The 19836-nt window shown below is 68.4% G+C and carries 21 protein-coding genes; 10 read left to right on the top strand and 11 right to left on the bottom strand.

Features of this window, described 5'->3' with window-relative positions; genetic code table 11:
- The first annotated feature begins 78 nt into the window (after positions 1-78).
- Positions 79-1728, top strand: coding sequence for a cutinase family protein (locus GLP40_RS22480; RefSeq protein WP_154789939.1), 1650 nt, complete (start codon positions 79-81; stop codon positions 1726-1728).
- A 10-nt stretch (positions 1729-1738) separates the two neighbouring features.
- Here the strand turns inward: GLP40_RS22480 and GLP40_RS22485 are convergent, their stop codons facing one another.
- Together GLP40_RS22485 and GLP40_RS22490 are read right to left on the bottom strand one after the other, a co-directional pair.
- Positions 1739-2695, bottom strand: a complete 957-nt coding sequence (locus GLP40_RS22485) for an undecaprenyl-diphosphate phosphatase (RefSeq protein ID WP_328290542.1) — start codon at positions 2693-2695, stop codon at positions 1739-1741.
- Between the two features lie 91 nt (positions 2696-2786).
- Positions 2787-2978: a hypothetical protein gene (locus GLP40_RS22490; protein ID WP_154789941.1), complete on the bottom strand. Its 192-nt coding sequence runs from the start codon at positions 2976-2978 to the stop codon at positions 2787-2789.
- 83 nt (positions 2979-3061) lie between these two features.
- Between GLP40_RS22490 and GLP40_RS22495 the strand changes: the two genes are divergently transcribed.
- Complete coding sequence (locus GLP40_RS22495) at positions 3062-3322, top strand: hypothetical protein (RefSeq protein WP_154789942.1); 261 nt, start codon at positions 3062-3064, stop codon at positions 3320-3322.
- A 7-nt stretch (positions 3323-3329) separates the two neighbouring features.
- Here the strand turns inward: GLP40_RS22495 and GLP40_RS35110 are convergent, their stop codons facing one another.
- Together GLP40_RS35110 and GLP40_RS22505 are read right to left on the bottom strand one after the other, a co-directional pair.
- Complete coding sequence (locus GLP40_RS35110; RefSeq protein ID WP_154789943.1) at positions 3330-4040, bottom strand: GbsR/MarR family transcriptional regulator; 711 nt, start codon at positions 4038-4040, stop codon at positions 3330-3332.
- 338 nt (positions 4041-4378) lie between these two features.
- Positions 4379-5461 (bottom strand): substrate-binding domain-containing protein, encoded by a 1083-nt coding sequence (locus GLP40_RS22505; RefSeq protein ID WP_154789944.1) that lies wholly within the window; start codon positions 5459-5461, stop codon positions 4379-4381.
- Between the two features lie 131 nt (positions 5462-5592).
- Between GLP40_RS22505 and GLP40_RS22510 the strand changes: the two genes are divergently transcribed.
- The gene (locus tag GLP40_RS22510) at positions 5593-6243 is read left to right on the top strand and encodes a TetR family transcriptional regulator (protein WP_154789945.1); all 651 of its coding nucleotides are present in this window, start codon (positions 5593-5595) and stop codon (positions 6241-6243) included.
- A 191-nt stretch (positions 6244-6434) separates the two neighbouring features.
- Here GLP40_RS22510 and GLP40_RS34005 read toward each other — a convergent pair whose 3' ends face one another.
- Complete coding sequence (locus tag GLP40_RS34005) at positions 6435-7286, bottom strand: C40 family peptidase (protein WP_230329812.1); 852 nt, start codon at positions 7284-7286, stop codon at positions 6435-6437.
- Between the two features lie 299 nt (positions 7287-7585).
- Between GLP40_RS34005 and GLP40_RS22520 the strand changes: the two genes are divergently transcribed.
- Both GLP40_RS22520 and GLP40_RS22525 read left to right on the top strand, forming a co-directional pair.
- Positions 7586-8332 (top strand): ParA family protein, encoded by a 747-nt coding sequence (locus GLP40_RS22520; RefSeq protein WP_154789946.1) that lies wholly within the window; start codon positions 7586-7588, stop codon positions 8330-8332.
- A complete protein-coding gene (locus GLP40_RS22525) occupies positions 8332-9318 on the top strand; it encodes a hypothetical protein (RefSeq protein WP_154789947.1) in 987 nt (328 codons plus the stop codon). The genes GLP40_RS22520 and GLP40_RS22525 overlap by 1 nt, the downstream gene beginning before the upstream one ends.
- A 329-nt stretch (positions 9319-9647) precedes the next feature.
- Here the strand turns inward: GLP40_RS22525 and sepX are convergent, their stop codons facing one another.
- From sepX to GLP40_RS22545, 4 genes are all read right to left on the bottom strand, one after another.
- Positions 9648-10721: a divisome protein SepX/GlpR gene (gene sepX, locus GLP40_RS34540; RefSeq protein ID WP_154789948.1), complete on the bottom strand. Its 1074-nt coding sequence runs from the start codon at positions 10719-10721 to the stop codon at positions 9648-9650.
- 272 nt (positions 10722-10993) lie between these two features.
- Positions 10994-11644 (bottom strand): GNAT family N-acetyltransferase, encoded by a 651-nt coding sequence (locus GLP40_RS22535; RefSeq protein WP_154789949.1) that lies wholly within the window; start codon positions 11642-11644, stop codon positions 10994-10996.
- Positions 11645-11653: 9 nt separating this feature from the next.
- A complete protein-coding gene (gene glp, locus GLP40_RS22540; protein ID WP_154789950.1) occupies positions 11654-12913 on the bottom strand; it encodes a molybdotransferase-like divisome protein Glp in 1260 nt (419 codons plus the stop codon).
- A 96-nt stretch (positions 12914-13009) separates the two neighbouring features.
- Positions 13010-13948 carry a UTP--glucose-1-phosphate uridylyltransferase gene (locus tag GLP40_RS22545; protein ID WP_154789951.1) on the bottom strand — a complete coding sequence of 313 codons (939 nt, stop codon included), beginning with the start codon at positions 13946-13948 and terminating at the stop codon, positions 13010-13012.
- 199 nt (positions 13949-14147) lie between these two features.
- On the opposite strand from GLP40_RS22545, the gene GLP40_RS22550 reads away from it, so the two are divergent.
- From GLP40_RS22550 to mscL, 5 genes are all read left to right on the top strand, one after another.
- Positions 14148-15800: a purple acid phosphatase family protein gene (locus tag GLP40_RS22550; protein WP_154789952.1), complete on the top strand. Its 1653-nt coding sequence runs from the start codon at positions 14148-14150 to the stop codon at positions 15798-15800.
- Between the two features lie 23 nt (positions 15801-15823).
- Entirely contained in the window at positions 15824-16408 is a 585-nt protein-coding gene (locus tag GLP40_RS22555; protein WP_328290525.1) for a 5-formyltetrahydrofolate cyclo-ligase, read from the top strand.
- Between the two features lie 69 nt (positions 16409-16477).
- Positions 16478-16774 carry an FmdB family zinc ribbon protein gene (locus GLP40_RS22560; protein ID WP_154789953.1) on the top strand — a complete coding sequence of 99 codons (297 nt, stop codon included), beginning with the start codon at positions 16478-16480 and terminating at the stop codon, positions 16772-16774.
- A gap of 152 nt (positions 16775-16926) precedes the next feature.
- On the top strand, positions 16927-17574 hold the full coding sequence (locus GLP40_RS34545) for an SAF domain-containing protein (RefSeq protein ID WP_154789954.1): 648 nt from the start codon (positions 16927-16929) through the stop codon (positions 17572-17574).
- A gap of 79 nt (positions 17575-17653) precedes the next feature.
- Positions 17654-18052, top strand: coding sequence for a large conductance mechanosensitive channel protein MscL (gene mscL, locus GLP40_RS22570; RefSeq protein ID WP_154789955.1), 399 nt, complete (start codon positions 17654-17656; stop codon positions 18050-18052).
- A gap of 103 nt (positions 18053-18155) precedes the next feature.
- Here the strand turns inward: mscL and GLP40_RS22575 are convergent, their stop codons facing one another.
- Positions 18156-18836: an MspA family porin gene (locus tag GLP40_RS22575; protein WP_154789956.1), complete on the bottom strand. Its 681-nt coding sequence runs from the start codon at positions 18834-18836 to the stop codon at positions 18156-18158.
- Positions 18837-18903: 67 nt separating this feature from the next.
- Entirely contained in the window at positions 18904-19584 is a 681-nt protein-coding gene (locus tag GLP40_RS22580; RefSeq protein ID WP_154789957.1) for an MspA family porin, read from the bottom strand.
- Positions 19585-19836: the final 252 nt, after the last annotated feature.

Consider the following 19836-nt stretch of genomic DNA (forward strand, 5'->3'; position numbering starts at 1 on the left):
GACGACGTCTCCGGTGGTAGACGGCCCGACGCGCAGGGCCTGACAGTTCACTTGTCGGGGTGAGATGGGGATTCGGGCATGGATATTCGTGATTTCGTGAAGCGGCATCGGATCGCGTCGGCGGTCGCGGCGCCGGCGGCGCTCGGCGTCGCGGTCGCGGTGGCGGCCACTTTCGCGCTCACTTCATCACCCGGCGAGAAGCGCGCCGATCCGGCGCTCACCTCGTCGGTCACGGAGTGCCATGACATGGTGACCATCTCGGTGGCCGGGCGCAATGACTCCCCGCAGTCGGGCACCACGAAGATGCTGGTCGACGCCAATGGCAACGAGCTGCCCGCGGCCTTGTCGGACGACTACCAGAGCCACTGGGTGGATCCGGTGGTGAACGCGCCCAACGGCTCGGTCGACTCCAACTCGTACTCGGCCGTGTACATCTCCTACCCGGCGAACCTGGACAGCTACGAGAACGCCGTCGATACCGGTGTCGCCAATACCGAACAGGTGATGCGCGACATCTCCGCGGCCTGCCCCAACACCAAGTTCGCCATCGTCGGCTACAGCGAGGGCGCGGATGTGGCACGCCGGGTGGCCATGCAGATCGGCCATCAGACGGCGGGCGCGGACGGCAAGTACGGGATCGTGGATCCCGGCAATGTCGCCGGCGTGGTCATCCTCGCCGACTCCGGCCGCACCGCCGGGGACGGTCCGTTCCCGGGCGCGAAGGATCCCTACAGCCACCCCGACAACTTCGGTCAGAGCTACCAGAGCGGCAAGGAGATCGCGGGCGGACAGGGTGCGCTGCAGGGCAATGCCGGTGACTTCGGCTCGCTGAACGGCCGGATCGCCTCCTTCTGCTCCGACGGCGACCTCACCTGCGCCGCGCCGAAGAACATCTCGCTGCTGCAGCTGGCCATCAATGTCGGCCGCCAGATCAATGCCGACCAGATGCAGAGCGACGGCCTCACCCCTACCACGGGCATGGACGTCGCGGTGGTGCTGGGCAAGATCGCCGGTGACGCCTTCGCCGATATCGCGCACAACCCGGGCTGGTGGACGAGCAAGGAGACCTTCCTCGACGTCCTGCTCAAGGTGTCGGACCCCAATTACAAGCCGAACCAGGACAACCCGACCCCGGTGGCCGCGGATTCCATTCAGGCCGAGAACATGGCGCCGCTGGCCTACCTGCCGCAGAAGGTCTTCAACGAGGTCATCGGCCTGATCACCACCAACCAGAACACCATCCCGGTGCTGCTGAACGACCCGTACAACCTCACCCTCGGCCCGAACGGCACCGGCCACCACTTCGACTACTGGCGTGACTCGAACCCCGACAACGGCAAGCCCCTGACCTCCGCGGAGTATGCCGCCGCGTGGCTCACCGAGCTCGCCAAGGAGGCCCAGGCGGGCCAGCTGAACCCGAAGACCCTCACCGCGACCAGCACCACCACTTCGGCTCCGGCCGTGCTGGCCGCCGCCCCGAAGACCGCCACCTCCGGATCCACCACGCCCGCAACGGGTTCCACCACCCCGACGGTCACCACCACCCCGGCCGCCCCGGTCACGACGACGCCGGCCGCGACGACGCCGCCGACCACCACGGTGACCCCCGACACCACGACCGCGCCGGTCACCACGACCACCTCGCCGACGACCACCACGACGGTCCCGACCACCACCCCGCTGGTCACCACCACGACCCCGACCGTCACCACCACCCCTTCGCACTGAGGGGCGCGGGTCAGCGGATGGTGAACCAGACGAGGCTGCCGAGGCCCGCCACCAGGCAGTAGATGGCGAACGGGGTCAGGGTCTTGGTCTCGAAGTAGGCCGTGAGGAACTTGACCGAGATATAGGACAGGACCCCCGCGACCACGCTGCCCGCGAAGGCCGGACCGAGGATGGCGTGGTTCTCGTGCTTGAAGAGTTCCGGCATCTTCAGCACGCCGGCCGCCAGGATGACCGGGGTGGCCAGCAGGAACGCGAAACGGGCGGCGTCCTCATGGCGCATGCCCTTGAACAGGCCCGCGACTATGGTGCTGCCGGAGCGGCTGATGCCGGGGAAGAGCGCGGCGATCTGGGCGGCGCCGATCAGGGTGGCGTCGCGCACACTCAGGCGGGACAGGCGGACATCGGAGGCGCGGGCCGGGTCGGTCATGGGCAGCACGATGGTGTCCTCCATGGAGAGGTCACCGGTGCGACCGGTGGGGCTGGACAGCACGAAATCGGGTTCGTGATCGCGTTTGCGCATGATCTCCGCGGACAACAGCACGAACCCGTTGATCGCCAGGAAGATGGAGGTCGGGACGGGCGTGCCCAGGTAGTTGCGGACGGCTTTCTCCAGGAGCAGACCGGCCAGGCCCACCGGAATCGTCGCGATCACCAGCAGCACGCCCAATCGTGCTTCGGGCGTGCGTATCTGGCGTGTCAGCGCCACGTCCCACAGGCCCTGGAGAATGCGCACCCAGTCTCGCCAGAAGAAGATGACCAGGGCCAGCGCGGTGGCGACGTGCATGGCCACCAGCAGCGCCAGGTACGGCGAGTCCTTGGCGGACATGCTCAGGTCGTCGGCCCACTTGCCGCCGACCCAGGCGGGCAACAGGATGCTGTGGCCCAGGCTGGAGACCGGGAAGAGTTCACTCACCCCTTGCAGTGCGCCGACGATGATCGATTCCAGGTAACTGATGGCCATTCGAATTCCTGACGAGGGGGCGGTGCGGGGATCCGAACACCCCGGTCGCGCCGGGGCAGCTCGCTTGGCGAGGCTACTCGATGCCGTGTCGGGGTGTTCACACGCGGTGGACCACAGGGGGACGGCCGGGCAGGATCGGGGCGATCGGATTTTCGGCGATCTCGGGGTGGGCGCGGCGCAGGAGCTGCCGGTCCATCGCCTCGACGGGGCTGCGGGAGCGGATATCCCGGCCGTGGTGTTCCTCGACGGCGTGTTCGAACACCCCGCCGGGGTATTCGATGCGGCGCACGCATTCCCGCGTGCGGCGAATTTCGCCTGGACGCAATCCATTTGCGCCGCGCTGAGCCCGGCTGCGTGGAATACTTCCGCGATATGCAGTACAGGGGATTCGACAATCCCGACGCCGGCGAGGATCCCGAGGCAGCTCAGGCCCGCATCTTCCTCGAGGAATTGGAAAGACATGTAGTCAAACTGACCCGGCGATTGCAGACCGCACCCACCCCCGAAGCCCGGCAGGCGATCAATGCCGAACTCTCCACGGTGCGCCGGTATCTGGATCGCATTCACCGCAGATTCCCGGGAATCGCCGTCGCGCAACCGTTTCCCGGCTCACCGGGCGCACCCGCCCTCTAGATCGGGCTCATCGAGCGAGTTGCGCGCGCCAGCGTTCCGCGGAGCGGACCATATCGAGGCCGACCCGCTCCAGGTACTGGCTCATGCCCAGTAGCCGTACCCCGGCGGGCGTGGCCGAACCCAGGGTGTCAGCGCCGTCGCGCGCCGTCGCCGCCAGCCGCTCATGAGCGCGTGCGTCCGCGAGAGTGGCTCGGTACCAAGCGGATTCGTCAATGACATAGCGATCTCGGCGGCTGCCCGGATCCCGGTCCCGCCGGATCAACGCCCGCTCCTCGAGGTAGCCGACGGCCGCGGACACCGTTGCCGGACTCACCCTCAGATCCCCCACCAACTCGGCGGCGGTGAGGCTGCCAGAGTCAGCGACATAGAGGCGGGCCAGCACCGCCGAGGCCATGCGCGGCATCCCGGCCTGCGCGAACAGCATCGCGAACCGGGCGCTGAACTCGGACAGCAGTGCCGGGCTGCGGCCGTATTCGTCTACGCTGGAAGGCTTTTCGACCCGCTTGGGCCGGGACGCGCCGCGGCGCGAGCGCACCGCGGTGGCGGCCTGCGCCAGATCGGCGCGATAGCGGCCGGGTCCGCCATTGCGAGTCACCTCCCGGCTCACGGTCGAGGTCGGCCGATGGAGCTGCCGGGCGATCTCGGCAAAGCCGAGGCCCCGGGCCAGCCCCGCGGCGATGAGACGGCGATCCTCCTGGCTGAGTCTTCCTCCGGGCATCGGAGCGGCTCCTTCATCAGATGCCGCCGAAGCGGCGCGGCTCCACCCTATTGCAACATACGACCTGCGATATTGCATTGAACTCTCTGCCGGAGGTGCACGAATCCCCTTGTCGCACTGACATTCTAAAAATCTCGACGGTATTCGCTTATTGCCCGTTGCGTGAACGCAACGTAGCGTTCACTCTCGTTCGAACGGCTCCCCTGCGCCACGGCCACCTGACACGCAATCGCCTGCCTCGCAGTGGAATTCAGATGGAAAGCACGCATTCGAATAGCGTTCGGTGGCAATGGAATTTGCGTCATCACGCGCGAAAGTGGACGGCGGGCGACCCGAATTCAGAGCCCCGCCAGATCGGCGAGCACGGTGAAATCCATGATGTCGGCCTCGGCGAGGAACACCGGTTGGGTGGTGTGCGTCCCTCGCACTCGCACCTCACCGCGCGGGCCGCCGTAACTCACCCGCGCCGCACCGCGCTCGATGACGCGCACATCCAGGCTGCGCGCGGCCTCCGCCAGCGAGGCGAAGAGCAGCATGCCCTCGTAACAGGATTCGCCGATATTGTTCAGCGCCGGGGCCAGCTGCCCGAATCGGGCGGTATAGCGACCGCCGAAGGCCATCCCCTCGCGCGAGACCAGGCTCTCGAAATAGCCGCAGGCCGTGAACAATCCGCGCGCGCTGTCCGGCCCGCCCGCGTACAGCACGTCCTCGCCGATCATCATGCTCAATCGCAGCCGCCCGTCGTCCAACCCGGCCGCCACGAACGCGCGATTGAACGCGGCGCAGTCCGCTCCGACCATGAACACCAGCACGCCCTGGGCCGCCGAGGCGCGGATCAGGTCGAGGACGGCGCTGAAATCTCGGCCGCCCAGCGGGGTGAACACCTCACCGACCACGGCCATATCCGTGCCCCGCACGAATTCCGCGGTGGCCCTGGCGGTTTCCCGCGGCCACACGTAGTCGTTGCCGACGACGCACCAGCGGCGGATACCCAGTTCGGCACGGAACCAGCGCAGGGCGGGGAACAATTGCTGGTCCGGGGTCTCCCCCACCATGTAGACGCCGTCGGAGTCCTCGCCGCCCTCGTAGAAGGTGGTGTAGACGTAGGGCACGCGACCCGCGGTGTGCGGGGTGATCGCCTTGCGGGCATTGGACAGATGCCACCCGACCACGCCGTCGATCATGCCCTGGCTCACCATCCGGTCGATCTGCGCGGCCAGCATCGGCGGCGGCGCGCCGGCGTCCACGGTGCGCAGCCGCACCGGGCGGCCCAGAATGCCGCCGAGGCCGTTGATGTCCTCGACCGCGAGCGTCGCGCAGGCCTCACAGGACGGCCCGAAGATGCCGGCGGGCCCGCTCAGCGGCACCACCAGGGCCAGGTCCACCGTGGCCCGGCGGGACCGGAAGTCTCGTGGCGTCATCGATCATCACCGCCGTCATCTCTGCCTGCGTCCGCGTGTACTGCGCGGTACATGCCGCAGGGGCACGATAGTACCGTTTCGCCGGGAACCGGGAAATCGCTACGGCCCGGCGCGGCCCTATAGTGGCCCCGGTGAACAGTCCTGACGCGCGTGAGCTGATCTTGCTCGCCGGTGAGCGCACCATCGCCGAACGCGGGCCGGATGTGGCACTGCGGGATATCGCGGTGGCGGCGGGACAGCGCAACAACTCCGCGGTGCACTACCACTTCGGTTCCCGTGACGGACTGATCGCGGCCATCATCGAACGGCACCAGCCGGCACTGGAATCGCGGCGCACCGAACTGCTGGCGGACCACGAGGCCGCGGGCGCGCCGGACAGCGTGGCCGCGCTGGTCGCGATTCTGGTGCGGCCCATGTTCGACGTGCCCTACGCCGGGGGGTCGACGCACTACGCGCGCTTCCTGGAGCAGGCGCGGGCGCATCCCGCCGTGACCGGCCCGAACCTGCATGAAAAGCGCTGGGCCGCAACGCGTGTGCTGGTGGCGCGGCTCTACCGGGCCATGCCCGATCTCACTCCGGCGCAGCGGCGGTACCGGCTCCAGGGCATGACCACCGTCATGTTCGCGCTGCTCGCCGACTACGAACGCCAGGACCTGCCCACCGCGGCGGAACGCGACGACGCGCGGGACAGCATCATCGCCATGATCGTCGGGCTGCTGACCGAGCCCGTCGATCATGGCACGGTGCGGGCGTCCGGATCGAAGCCGCCGGGGATCTCGTAGACCACACCGCCGCTGCGCGGATACGTGGTCTTCCTCCGGTGCGATGATCCTGCCGCCGTGACTCCCGAGCGGTTCGTCATTCCGCGGCGGGCGCCCGGCTGCCGGTCATGGCCCAGCAGTTGTCGGCCGGTGCCGGCGGATCGGGTGTCCGGGCTTCCTTCGACCGCGCGCGTGCGGTCGACCGGCCCTGCTCAGAAGCGGCGAGCTCCGGCCACCGGCATGGTGGTCAAGGGCGAGATCTTCACGCCGGAACCGTAGTCGCTGGCGTGAATGACCTCTCCGTCGCCGAGGTACAGCGCCGAATGGCTGCCACCGTAATAGGACACCAGATCGCCCGGCTCCAATTCGTCCAGCGATACCGGAGTTCCGGCGGCCAATTGCGAATAACTGGTGCGCGGCACATCGACTCCGGCCTCGCGATAGGACCACTGCACCAAACCCGAGCAGTCGAAGGAGTCCGGGCCGTCGCCGCCCGCGCTGTAGCTCGCGCCGAGCTTGGTGCGGGCCGCCTCGATGGCGCGCTCACCGGCCTTCTTCGGCATGGCCGCGGGCACCGGCGCGGGCCCTGGCGCGGGATCGGTCACACCGGGGACTCCGGTCAGCCGAGGCAGGTCGGCCGGCACCGTGACGGTGCCGAGACCGGCGACCATTACCGAGCGGGATTCCGGTGCGGGCATCGCGGGGCGCAGCGGCTCCGGCGACAGCGATTGGACCGGAACGGGATCCGGCGATGGGTCGGCCGGGGTAATGGCGACCCGTTCGGGAATCGCGACCATCCGCGAGGCATCCGCCTCCCCGACCGCGGAGGACTCTCCGACGGCGGGCTGTGGGACGGGAGCGGCGATGCCGAATTGGGCGGCGATCTCGTTCGGGATCTCGATTTCCCCGATGCCGGGAACCGAGACGGGCGCCGCGTGCGCCTGGCCCGCTGGGAACAGCAGGGCCGCTCCGGCGGCCGCCGCACCGAGGACTCCTGTCAGCAGGGTCCGCCGGCTCAGCCGCGGAAGAACTCGAACCTTCTGTCTATCACCGATCGTTTCCATGAGCGCTCGTCCTCCGATCAAGCCGTGAAAGCTGTCCGGTATCCGTCGATCACGCGAATTTTTCGGTACTGCCAGCAGATCCGAAAGTGCATATTTCGCCGGAAGATCAGGAGGCGCAATAAAAGACATGCGTTTTATCCATAACGAAACAGTAACCATTGACCGTTGTGTCCAATTGGACACAGCCGATCTGCCGCGAATTCGACGACATCGCGCGAGCCTTCGCGGGCGCGGGCCCGCGCCCATGTGAGACTGATCGACGGAAAAACTTCCCTCCCCATCATCAAGGAGGATGATCGATGACCAAATCCGGTGCGCTACCGAATCTTCCCCGGCCCCTGGTGGTCACACTGGGGAATCTCAAAGGCGGCGTCGGCAAGACGACCTCCGCCTTCTTCCTCGCCTCGTATTTCGCTACGGTGCACGAACTTCGGGTACTCGTGATCGATGCCGACCCGCTCAGCCAGACCGGGTACTCCTGGTACCGGCGGCTGCAGAAGGCCGAGGTCGGCATTCCCTTCGAATTGCTCGCCTTCCCGTCCCGGCACGTGAACGACTGCATCACCGACAATTCCGCGAACTACGACGTGATCATCGTCGACGCCGGCGGTGAATCGGCCGATATCTTCAAGGCCGCCGTACCGGTGAGCGATGAACTCGTTCTCGTCACCAGTGTCAGCCCCTCGGAGGTCAAGCGCGTGCCCAGCACCTATCGCGCCGCCGAAGAGGCGGCCGCGGAGCACGAGAAGGCCATCCGGGTGCGAGTGCTCATGACCAAGGTTCCGGTCACCATGAAGAACGGCGTCAATGTCTCCACCGAATACCGCACGCAGCGCCGCAATCTGGAGGACGCGGGATACGACGTCTTCGAATCCTATGTCAGTGCGTGGAAGTGGTACCGGGAGGCGGCCGACGGTGAAGTCGGCGACGGGGCCGAGAATCCGATCGAGGATCTCGGCGAATACCGCGCCGTCGGTGAGGAATTGACGCGGCCGTATCTGGAAGCGGCGCGGTCCACGCGCATTCCGGCGGAGGTGTCGGCCTGATGCCACCGCAGCGCCGCAAGGGTTCCATCGGCGGAGGCCTGGGCCGCAATCCGCTCTCCGACGACGCCGAGCACACTCCCCCGGTCTCCCCGCTGCGCGACGCCAAATGGCCGCGCACCCCGAAGTTGTCTCAGGCCGCCACCACCGTGCTCATGGCGCCCGTCAAACCCACACGGCCGCCGGCCGATCCGGTCGCGATCGCACCGGCGGCGACCCCACCGGCGGCTCCCGCTCCGGTCGCTTCCATGCCGACCGGCCCTTCCCCGGTCGAGGTCGTCATGCCGCAGCCGGTCGCGCCCGCGCCGAGCGTGCTGGATCTGCCGCTGCCCACCGCGGGCGGTGAGGGCCCGCTCAGCCGGGCCGAATCCGATCAACTCGAACTCTGCGAATCCTCCATCGACGCACTGCGGGTGGCCTTCTGGACGGCCGGGCGCGCCCTGCAGATCGTGCGCGACGGCCGGCTCTACCGCGCCGACCACGCCAGCTTCGACGAGTACGTGGAGAAGCGATGGGACATGCAGCGGTCCTACGCGCACAAGCTGATCCGGGCCTGGCCGCTGGCCGCGCGACTGCACCCGGTCGCGCCCGCCATCAACGAGGGACAGATCCGCGAGCTGCTGCCGGTGGCCGCGGCGTATGGCGAGGACGCGGCGGTCACGGTGTACACCACGCTGGCCGCCGACGTGAAGGTCACCGCGGGCAAGCTCCGGGAGGCCGTCGCGATACTGCCCGACGATTACGACGAGGGCGAGGTGGTGCAGCGCCTGCGGGCATGGCTGCGCGGAGATCTCATCGAGGAGCAGCCGAACACCTCCGACGTGTTCAGCTCGGTCGAATCGCGGCTCGCGGCACTCACCCAGAAGGTGGTCAAGGGCTCGACCGACCATCCGGTCGCGGCCCGTGAATTCGCGGCCAAACTGCGAAGCCTGGCCGAGCTCATCGAGCGCCAGATTCCGGGAGCGGAGCGAAAGATCGGCACCGAATAGCGGTACTCCGCATACTCGAGAAGGCTCGGCCGAGTGCCGGGCCTTTTCTATGCGTGATTCACCATTGCCGAGAGTCGGCCTTCCAGAAATAGCGAAAAGCTATTGATTTCTCTGCTGGGAGAACACTCCCTCGGGGCTCTCGCTCCCGAACCCCGCCGCGCCCGAGGCTTCGCAACCCTCCGCGGCTTCGCGACCGAATGCCTGACAGTGCTCGCGGACTTGCGCGAGGCCGGGGACCTCTGGCAGTGCTCGCGGGCTTCGCCGTCGAGCCCAGAGACAGTGAGAGGGCTCCCCGACCTTCGGGGAGCCCTCTCAGTCATTCGGTGCGGTTACTCGCCGACCGCGCGGCGTTCGCGAGCTCCGGCGGCGCGCTGACGGGTGGCGCGGGCGGCCGCGGCGTCGAACAGTTCCAGGTGCTCGAAGAACGGGTCCTCGTCATCGGATTCGACCAGGACCGCGCGGCGCAACTGGGTGCGGGTCTGCTCGCGGTCCGGGCGCGGACGTTCGCGTCGGCGCGGCTCCTCGGCGTCCTCGGCGCGACGGCGGGCGAGCCGGGCGGCACGGCGGCGGCGGATGTCCTCCTCGATGCGGACCTGCCTGCGTAGGTAGGCCAGGTAGGCGACCAGGACGATGCCGGACAGCGCGCACAGCCACCACAGCAGCGCGGAGATGGCCACACCGGCGCCGGCCAGGATCAGGGTGGACAGTGCCCCGCCCAGGACGGCGCGCTGGCGGAAGGTATAGCGGGCCGCGCGGGCGGCGGCGTCGGCCTCCGGGTCGAACCCGCCGCGACCGCGCCGGGAGGGCACGAAATCCTCGTCGTCGGAGTCGGATTCGGGCTCCGGTTCCGGGTCGGACGCGCGGAGAGCGGGGGGACGGGCGCGCCGCGGAGGCTCGGGTTCGGCCTCCGTCCGGGCCGCCGCGTCGCTGTCGGTCTCGAATTCACCGTCGTCCGTGGCGGTTTCGGGGTCCGTCTCGGATTCTGCTGTCTCGGAATCGGATTCGGCGACGGCGTCCACCTGCGCCTCGGCGTCGGCCGAATCCGCTTCGGGCTCGGGTGCTTCGGCGGTGACCACGGGCGCTTCGGAAATGGGCTCAGCCTCGGTGTCGACTTCCTTCTCGTCCGATGCAGCGGTGCTGCCGTCCGATCTGGTCATCCGATCCTCCGGATCCTCGCTCGGGTGCTGAAGCTTTCTGCGAACCGGCACGTAGTCCGGGTCGGTGTCATGCCCGGTCGCCGGACCTTTCCTGGTGCGTCGCTTCGCTCCCCCGCGATGCAACACCCGCGTGGAGAGCGCGGCGTCGGTGTGCTGACGGATACGGGGATGACGATTGGCCAGCATCGGAAACAGGACGAAGACCCAGAGCACCACCAAACCGATCCACAAGATCGAATTCGGCATTGCCGTCACACCTCCGTCCCGCCCAGCTCATAGTCCCTTCGACGTGCACCGCAGCGCCTACCGGTTGGTAAACGGCCGCACCACCGGCGTCCGTAGGTTAATTCCACCCCGAGGGAATTCCCCACAGGCGCGCCGACCACACAAGTAACACTAGTAACAGCCAACTCTCGGTCGCGCTTCGGGGCAAGCCCCCAAAACCCCATTTCGAGGGGCAATTCTGGTGAGGCACCGGCAGCGGCGGCAATCCGGCCGCGGAAATACACAGCGAGTTATCAGGCTCGCGCGGCGCGTCCCGCGCGAATCAGCCTCTCCACCACGGTCCCCGACACCTCTTCGACGGTCATGCCCACCAGCAGGTGATCGCGCCACGCCCCATCGACATCGAGGTAGCGCTGCAGCAGCCCCTCCTCGCGGAAGCCGACATTGCGCAGAACCGCCTGACTGGCAAGGTTTTCCGGACGCACCGTGGCCTCCACCCGATGCAGGCCCACCGCACCGAAGCAATGGTCCAGCCCCAGCGCCAGCGCCGCGGTGGCCACGCCCTGCCCGCTCAGCTCGCTCGACACCCAGTAGCCGATCCACGCCGAGCGCAGTGCGCCGCGCACGATATTGCCCACCGTGAGCTGCCCGCCGAACGCGCCGTCGACCTCGATGACGAACGGAATCATCGCGCCGCGCCGGGCTTCCGCCTTCAGCGCCGACCACAGCGCGGGCCAGTTGCTCGAATGGTTGCGGGCCTCCCACGGGCCGCGGCCGGTCGGCTCCCACTTCTCCAGGTAGTCCTTGTCGCGGATGCGAATCCGGCTCCAGGCGGAGGCATCCCGCAAACGGATCGGGCGCAGCGTGACGACGCCCGCGGCGACGCGCACCGGCCCCAGGTGCGCCGGCCAGCCCGGATGCTGGGCGGTCCGGAAGACAATCATCTCCACGCCTCACCCTCGCTGCGCAAGAAACGCGACGTGCACCTCGTCACCGGTGCGCACCTCGGTGACCTCGGGATCGATCACGATGAGGCTGTTGGCCTCCGCCATGGTCGCCAGCAGATGCGAGGACGCCCCATTCGGGCCGCCCAGCGGCTGCACCAGGTAGTCGCCGGTCTGCTCGTCGCGCATGAGCTGTGCGCGCAGATACCCGCGGCGGCCCGGGATGGAGGCGATGGGCAGGATCGTGCGCGCCCGCACCATGCGCCGCATGGGATGGCGGCGGCCCAGCGCGATCCGGATGAGCGGCCGCACCATGACCTCGAAAACCACAAGCGCGCCAACTGGATTCGAGGGCAGCAGGAAGGTCGGCACTTCGTCGCGGCCGAGCAGGCCGAAACCCTGCACCGAACCCGGATGCATGGCCACCCGGGTGATCTCCAGCTCGCCCAGGCCCTCGAGGGCCTCGCGCACCTGCTCCGACGCCCAGCCGCCGACAGCGCCCGCGATCACGACCACCTCGGAGCGAACCAGCTGGCCCTCCACCACGTCTCGCAGCCGCTTGGGGTCGGCGTTCACGATTCCGACCCGGTTCACGTCCGCGCCCGCGTCGCGCGCGGCGGCGGCCAGCGAATAGGAGTTCACGTCGTAGACCTGGCCCGGTCCCGGGGTGCGGTCGATGTCGACCAGTTCGCCGCCCACCGACAGCACCGACAGTCGCGGCCGCGGATGCACCAGCACCTTGTCCTTGCCCACCGCGGCCAGCAGGCCCACCTGAGCCGGGCCGATGATGGTGCCGGCCCGCACGGCCAGGTCACCGGGCTGCACATCGTCGCCGATGCGGCGCACGTAGTCGCCGGAACGCACCGACTCGTAGACCTTCACGCGGGCGCGGCCGCCGTCGGTGTTCTCCAGCGGCAGCACGGCGTCGGCGAGGGTGGGCAGCGGCGCGCCGGTGTCCACCCGCACGGTCTGGCGGGGTTGCAGGCGGATCGGCTGACGCGAGCCGGCGGCCACCTCGCCCACCACCGGCAGGCTCAGGTGCACCGAATTGCCGTCCTCGTCGCGGATATTCGCGCCGGCGCCGGCCACATCCACACTGCGCACGGCGTATCCGTCGATGGCGGCCTGGTCGAAGCCCGGCAGCGGACGCTCGGTGACGACGTCCTCGGCGCACAGCAGTCCCTGGGCCTCGCTGATCGCGACCCGAACCGGGCGCGGGGCCACAGCCGCGGCGGTCACCTTGATCTGCTGATCCTCAACCGAGCGCATGCCGCCCTTCCGTTGTCTCGCCCGCCGCCGGTGACATTCCGCCCGCTGTGTCTCCCATGCGATCCCGGCGCCTGTCCTTCACTGTGCTCGCTGCGTCTATTCGTACGAGGTCAGCTGTGGATTCCAGCCGGGCCCGAGCCGCTGCTCGAGCCACTCCCGCAGGGCGGGGCCGTATTCCTCGCGTTCCAAGGCGAAATCGACCGCTGCTCGAAGATAGCCGCCCGGGTTCCCCAGATCGTGTCGCGACCCACGATGTACCACGACGTGTACCGGGTGACCCTCGGCGATCAGCAGCGCGATGGCGTCGGTCAGCTGCAGCTCGCCGCCCGCGCCCGGGGTGATGCGGCGCAGCGCGTCGAAGATAGCGCGGTCCAACAGGTATCGGCCCGCCGCGGTGAACGTGGACGGCGCTTCCTCCATGGCCGGTTTCTCCACCATGCCATTGACCTTGAGCACGTCCTTCGGACCGCCCGGCAGCTCCTCGACGTCGAAAACGCCGTAGGCACTGACCTGTTCCTTCGGCACGTCGATGGCGCAGAGCACCGAACCGCCATAGTCGCTGCGCACCTTGGCCATCAGCTCGAGCACGCCGCTGGGCAGCACCAGGTCGTCGGGCAGCAGCACCGCGATGGCGGACTCGTCCGCGTCGAGCACCGGCTCCGCCTGCGCCACCGCGTGCCCCAGGCCCAGCGGCTCCTCCTGCACGACCGAGGTCACGTCCAGGAGCGCGGGCGCCTTGCGCACCTTCTCCAGCAGATGGAATTTCCCGCGCTCGGCCAGGGTGCTCTCCAGCACCAGGTCCTCGACGAAATGCGCGACCACGCCGTCTTTTCCGGGCGAGGTCACGATCACCAGCCGATTGGCGCCGGACTCCGCGGCCTCGGCGGCGACCAATTCGATGCCCGGGGTGTCGACCACCGGCAGCAGTTCCTTGGGCACCGTCTTGGTCGCGGGCAGGAACCTCGTGCCGAGCCCCGCCGCGGGGACCACCGCGGTGCGGAAGCACGACTCGGTTCCGCCGCCAGTAGCTGTCATGAATTCACCCTATCCATCCGTCATATGCCCGAGAGCGACTCACGGCCGCCTCGATATCCCCGAGAGCCTAAGGGTCCGGGGCCGGACAAGCGCATCGAACGCCGGACCGGAACAGAACTGTGAGACCGACCCGTTCATTTCATTTCGTGTTCGCCGCACTGTGACCTCCCTCGTACCCAGCGATAGTTAGCTGACACCTATGACCGACCGTGAGGATTCCCACAACCCCGATTCCGCCCCGAACAGCCCAGCCCCCGCTACGAGCTCCCCCGACGCCGCACGCGGGCTGAGCCGACGCCGGTTGTTCGGCGCGTCGGCCGTGGCCGGCCTGGCCGGGCTCGCGGTCGGCGCGGGCGGCGCGGTGGCGTTGCGCGGCAACGACTCGAACGCCGAGGCCTGGCCGCGCTCGGCCGAACTGGTCACCACCCCCGATCGCGCTGCCGCGCCCCGCGTTTCGGGGCTGCACCTGCAGTTCGGGTCCGACCCCGCGCGCGAGGTCGTGGTCACCTGGCACACCACCGGATCGGTCACCAAACCCACTGTGCGCTACGGCACCGCCGACGCGGGCTTCGGCAGGAGCGCGCAGGCCGAGACCCGCACCTACCGGGACGCCAAGTCCGGCATCGAGATTCAAGCCCACCATGCCCGACTGACCGGCCTGTCCCCCGACACCGACTACGTGTACGCCGCCGGGCACGACGGCGCGCCGCCCGAACTCGGCACCATCCGCACCGCGCCCGCGGGCCGCGCCAAATTCCGGTTCACCAGCTTCGGCGACCAGGGCACACCCACCGTCGGCAAGATCGTCGACGGCAAGGCCCTCAACGACAACCTCGGCTCGCAGTACGCCGGCGACGTCACCTCGGCCGTGGAATCGCTGGCCCCGCTGTTCAACCTGGTCAACGGCGACCTCTGCTACGCCAATATCGCCACCGACCGCATTCGCACCTGGAACGACTGGTGGGCCAACAACTCTCGCTCGGCCCGCTACCGGCCCTGGATGCCCGCGCCCGGCAACCACGAGAACGAACTCGGCAACGGGCCCATCGGATACCAGGCGTTCCAGACCTATTTCACCGTCCCGGACTCCGGCAGCGAAGACCACGCCAAGGGCCTCTGGTATGCCTTCACCGTCGGCGGCGTGCGCGTCATCGCGCTCGCCAATGACGACATCTGCCTGCAGGACGGCGGCAACAGCTACGTCAAGGGCTACTCCGGCGGCGCCCAGAAGCGCTGGCTGGAGAGCGAACTGGCCAAGGCGCGCGCCGACCGGGGCATCGACTGGGTGGTGGTGTTCATGCACCAGGTCGCCATCTCCTCGGCCGACAAGTTCAACGGCGCGGACCTGGGCATCCGGCAGGACTGGCTGCCGCTGTTCGACAAATACCAGGTCGACCTGGTGCTGTGCGGGCACGAACACCATTACGAGCGTTCGCATCCCGTGCGCGGGGTGACCGGGTCCGAGACCCTCACCCCCAAGCCCGCCGATACTCGCAAGGACGTCGTCGACACCAGCAAGGGCACCGTGCATCTGGTGATCGGGGGCGGCGGCACCTCCTCGCCGTCGAATCAGCTGTTCTTCCCGGGCGACAAATGCCGGGTCATCACCGCCGTGGGCGCGGTGGATCCGGCCACCGGCAAGAAGGCTCCCGTGTACGTCCTGGAGGACGCGCCCTGGTCGGCCTTCAAGGACGCCGAACACGCCTATGGCTTCTGCGCCTTCGACGTGGACCCGGGTCAGCCGGGCGGGACCACCACCATCACCGGCACCTATTACGCCCTCACCGGGCCGACCAGCGAACTGAAGGCCGTCGACACCTTCACCCTCACCCGGCCGCGCTCGGACCGCTGAACCTTCCGCCCTAGGGTGGGAGCGTGACGGACGAGCGGGACAAGCGGTCGTGGCGCGAGGAGATCCTCGCGCGGCGCAGGGCCCTGCCCGCCGCCGATCGGGAGCGGGAAGCGGCGGCGCTGGCCGCGGCGGCCGGGGAGCTCGGCGACGCGGCGTGGGTGTGCGCCTACGTGCCCGTCGGCGGCGAGCCCGGCTCGCTCGCCATGCTCGACGCGCTGCGGGCCGCCGGAGCGCGGGTGCTGCTCCCGGTCACCGGGGAGCCAGGTCCGCTGCAATGGGCCGAATACACCGGGCCGGAGGGTTTGCGGCGCGGCCGGTTCGGGCTCCGGGAGCCGGGCAACGCGCCGGTCGCGAACGGGATCGCGCAGGCTTCGGCGATTCTGGTTCCGGCCCTGGCGGTGGATCGGCGCGGGGTCCGGTTGGGGCGCGGGGCCGGCTATTACGACCGGAGTTTGAGCGCCTGCCGCGCCGATGCGCGATTGATCGCGGTGGTGCGCGACGACGAACTCGTGGAGCGTTTGCCGGAGGAGTCGCACGACCATCGAATGGGGTGGGTGCTGACCCCGTTCGGGGGCCTGCGACGGCTGGGCGAACGGGCCGGGAATTGACACCCGATTGGCAGCGTTGGCACTGCCAGCTGTAGAGTGCTAATTCGACGAAGAGCGTGGAGGTTTTCGATGCCTACTTACTCGTATGCATGCACCGAGTGCGACAACAAGTTCGACATCGTGCAGTCCTTCTCCGATGACGCACTGACCACCTGCGACCAGTGCAACGGCAAACTGCGCAAGCTGTTCAACTCGGTCGGCATCGTCTTCAAGGGCAGCGGGTTCTACCGCACCGACAGCCGCAACGGCTCGACCTCCTCCGAGCCGGCCAAGGCGTCGACCTCCGCCTCGGACAGCGGCTCCACCTCGTCGAGTTCCTCGACGTCGACCACGTCGAGCACCCCCAGCACCACTTCGGCCGCCTGATACGCGCGCCGACGGCACGTCGAGAATGATTCCCGGGGGCCACGGGCCCCCGGATGGGTCGGAGGGGCATTTCTCCACACCCTCCTTCGTTTATCCACAGCCTGCCCGTTTCCCGGGCATGTCGGTGTCGGGGCGACCGTACGCTGCCCCGCATGACGCGACCGTATCGAGCACTTCTGCACGAGTTCCGTAGCCGACTGAACTGGGCGGACGCGGTGCTGCCGCGCAGGGTCGGGGCGGTCGCCCTGCTCGTTCTGGCAGGATTCCTGGCCGTGCGCGGCGACCCCGCGGCAGGGCACACCCAGGTCATGGTCGCCGCGCGGGATCTGCCGCCCGGGCAGGTCCTGAGCGACAACGATGTGCGGCCCGCGGCCCGGGAGACGGCCACGCTCCCCGCCGGGGCCGTGCGCGAGGCCGCGCGGCTGCGCGGGGCCACGCTGACGGCGGCCCTGACCGCCGGTGAGATCGTCACCGACGTACGGGTGGTGGGGCCGCGGCTGGCGGCGGTGGCGGCACGCTCCCCCGACGCCCGCATCGTTCCGATTCGCCTGGCGGACAACGCCGTTGCCGAGATCCTGCGGTCGGGGGACCGGGTGGACGTGGTGGCGGGCGAGGATTCCGGAGGGGGTGGCCGCCCGGCCCGGCTGCTGGCCGCCGACGCGGCCGTGGTGCTGGTCTCGGGAGCGGAGAACCAGCGTGGGCGCGGTGACCGGGTGGTGTTGGTGGCCCTGGATTCCCCCCGGGCCGCGGTGGTGGCGGCGGCCTCGCTGCGCACGGCGCTCACCGTCGTGTTCCACTGAACCGGTCCGCGAGTGAACTAGCATCGCCGTATACCCCCATAACTCTGCGATCGATCCCTCAGGTAGAGGAGTTTCGGCAATGCTCAAGGGTTTCAAGGATTTTCTGATGCGCGGCAATGTCGTCGACCTGGCCGTGGCCGTGGTCATGGGCACCGCCTTCGTCGCCATCGTCACCGCGTTCAGCGACGGCATCATCACCCCGCTGCTGGCCGTGTTCGGCAGCACCAACCAGCTCGGCCTGGGCTTCCAGCTGGTGTCCGGCAAGCCGGCCACCTTCGTGGCCGTCGGGCCGATCATCACCGCCGCCCTCAACTTCGTGATCATCGCGGTGCTGCTCTACTTCGTCGTGGTGATCCCGGCCAACAAGGCCAAGAAAATGTGGGGCGCCAAGACAGACGCGCTCACCGACACCGAACTGCTGACCCAGATCCGGGACCTGCTCGCCGAGCGCAGCGCCGGCGGTAGGCACGAACTCTGAAGAGGGACAACGTAAATGAGCCCGGCGCTGGTGCGCCGAGCTCATTCATTGCCGCCCGAGGAGTTTCAGGAGCCTAGACCCCTGAAACCCGCGAGAGCCGGTTTCAGCCGAGGCTGAAGGGCTGGCCCCACAGCGTGAGCCAACTGATGACGTTGTCGGTCTCGACCTCGACGCTCACGAAGGAGCGCGCCTGGGCGTAACCGGCGCAGCCGTTCAGGCCGATGGTCTCGTCCGACCAGGTCACCGAGCCATCGGTGCCCTTGAAGACGTTGCGGGTCTTGTGGGCTTCGTGGCCGTAGTCGTCGGGCTGCTCCAGGTCGAGGACGTAGAACGACTTGGCCTGGCCCGGGCCGAGGGTCAGGTTGGCGCCGGAGTTGACGCCCCCCTGCGGGGTGACATTGCCCTGACTGTCCCAGCTGGCGCCGCCGGTCGCGCCACCGTTGACATTGCCGCCGTCGATGGTGACCTGGCAACCCACCACGTAGCCCGGGAAGATCTTGCCGCCGGTGGCGGTGGTGTCACCGGAGATGTGGACCTGCGCCGACGCCGAGACCCAGGCGTTGCGGTGCACCGGGGTGGCGCCCATCGACGGGCTGATGTTGGCGGACTCGCCGACCAGCTTCACCGTGACCACGGTGCCGTCGGAGAGGGTCTGGGTGATCTCGCCGCCCGGCAGCGGCACGAAGGTGTCGGCGTTGGCAGCGCCGGTGGAGAACAGGCCAAGAGCGGCGGTGGCGACGGCACCTACACCGGCCACCCGCGCCGCGGTTTTACGGATGCTCATTTCTAATTGTCCCTTTAGGGTCGAATTCGCTTACGCGAGAAAGGATTTGGCGGGGTCGAGACCACTGTCAGCCGATGCTGAACGGCTGCCCGTAGAGCGTGGTCTTCGAGTAGTCATTGCCGATGATTTCGACAGTGGTGTACGCACGCGCCTGGGCGTACCCCGCGCAACCCTGAATCTGCATCTCCGCGTCCCGGTACTCGACCGAGTAGGTGCCGGCCTTGGTGACGTCCTTGGAGTCGATCTGCACGAAGGCGACCTGGCCGGGGCCGAGGTTGACGCCTATCGAGCCGCCGAGGCTGGCGCTGTCCAGATTGACGCTGCCGGAAATACCGGCGGAGATGGCGTCCTCACCGATGCTGATCTGGCAACCGACGATGTAGCCGGTGCTGAGGATCGACGAACCATGGGTGGACGAATTGTTCGAACCCGGGCTGTTGGTCGGGCCGTTCCACGGACCGACGGTGCCATCCGGAGTGTCGGTGACCACGGCGCTCGCGGCGCCGCTGACCCATACGACACGACCCGCGCCATTGGCGGCGAGCGACGGCGATACGATCGCGTGCTCACCGGTGCGGGTGATGGTGACGGTGCCCGCCGGGTTCACCTTCTGGCCGTCCGGCAACGGCACGAAGGTGTCGGCGTTAGCGGCACCAGTGGAAAAAAGGCCGATGGCCACGGCCGCGGCCGCGCCGATGCCCGCAAAGCGGGCCGCGGTACGCACACCGTGGGTGCGGTTCTCGCTCATACTTCCCCTCATCAGGTTTCAAGCAGTTCAACCTCGACCACCGAGGTTGAAATGGGACCCTTCCGAATCCCCGGTAAAGTTTGTCGCCACATTGTTGCCGCTGTGTTACTGGCCACAAATTCTTTTGGTGCAGCGACGAGGGCACTTTACATCACACGAGTGGGCTCTGAGACGTGAGCGAACATGATTGACCACTCGCCAACGGAAACCCGCAGGTATGTCGAGAAAGTCGCGGACGGCAAAAGAGGCCCG

It is taken from the genome of Nocardia aurantiaca, from assembly GCF_009708175.1.
Classification (GTDB): Bacteria; Actinomycetota; Actinomycetes; order Mycobacteriales; family Mycobacteriaceae; genus Nocardia; species Nocardia aurantiaca.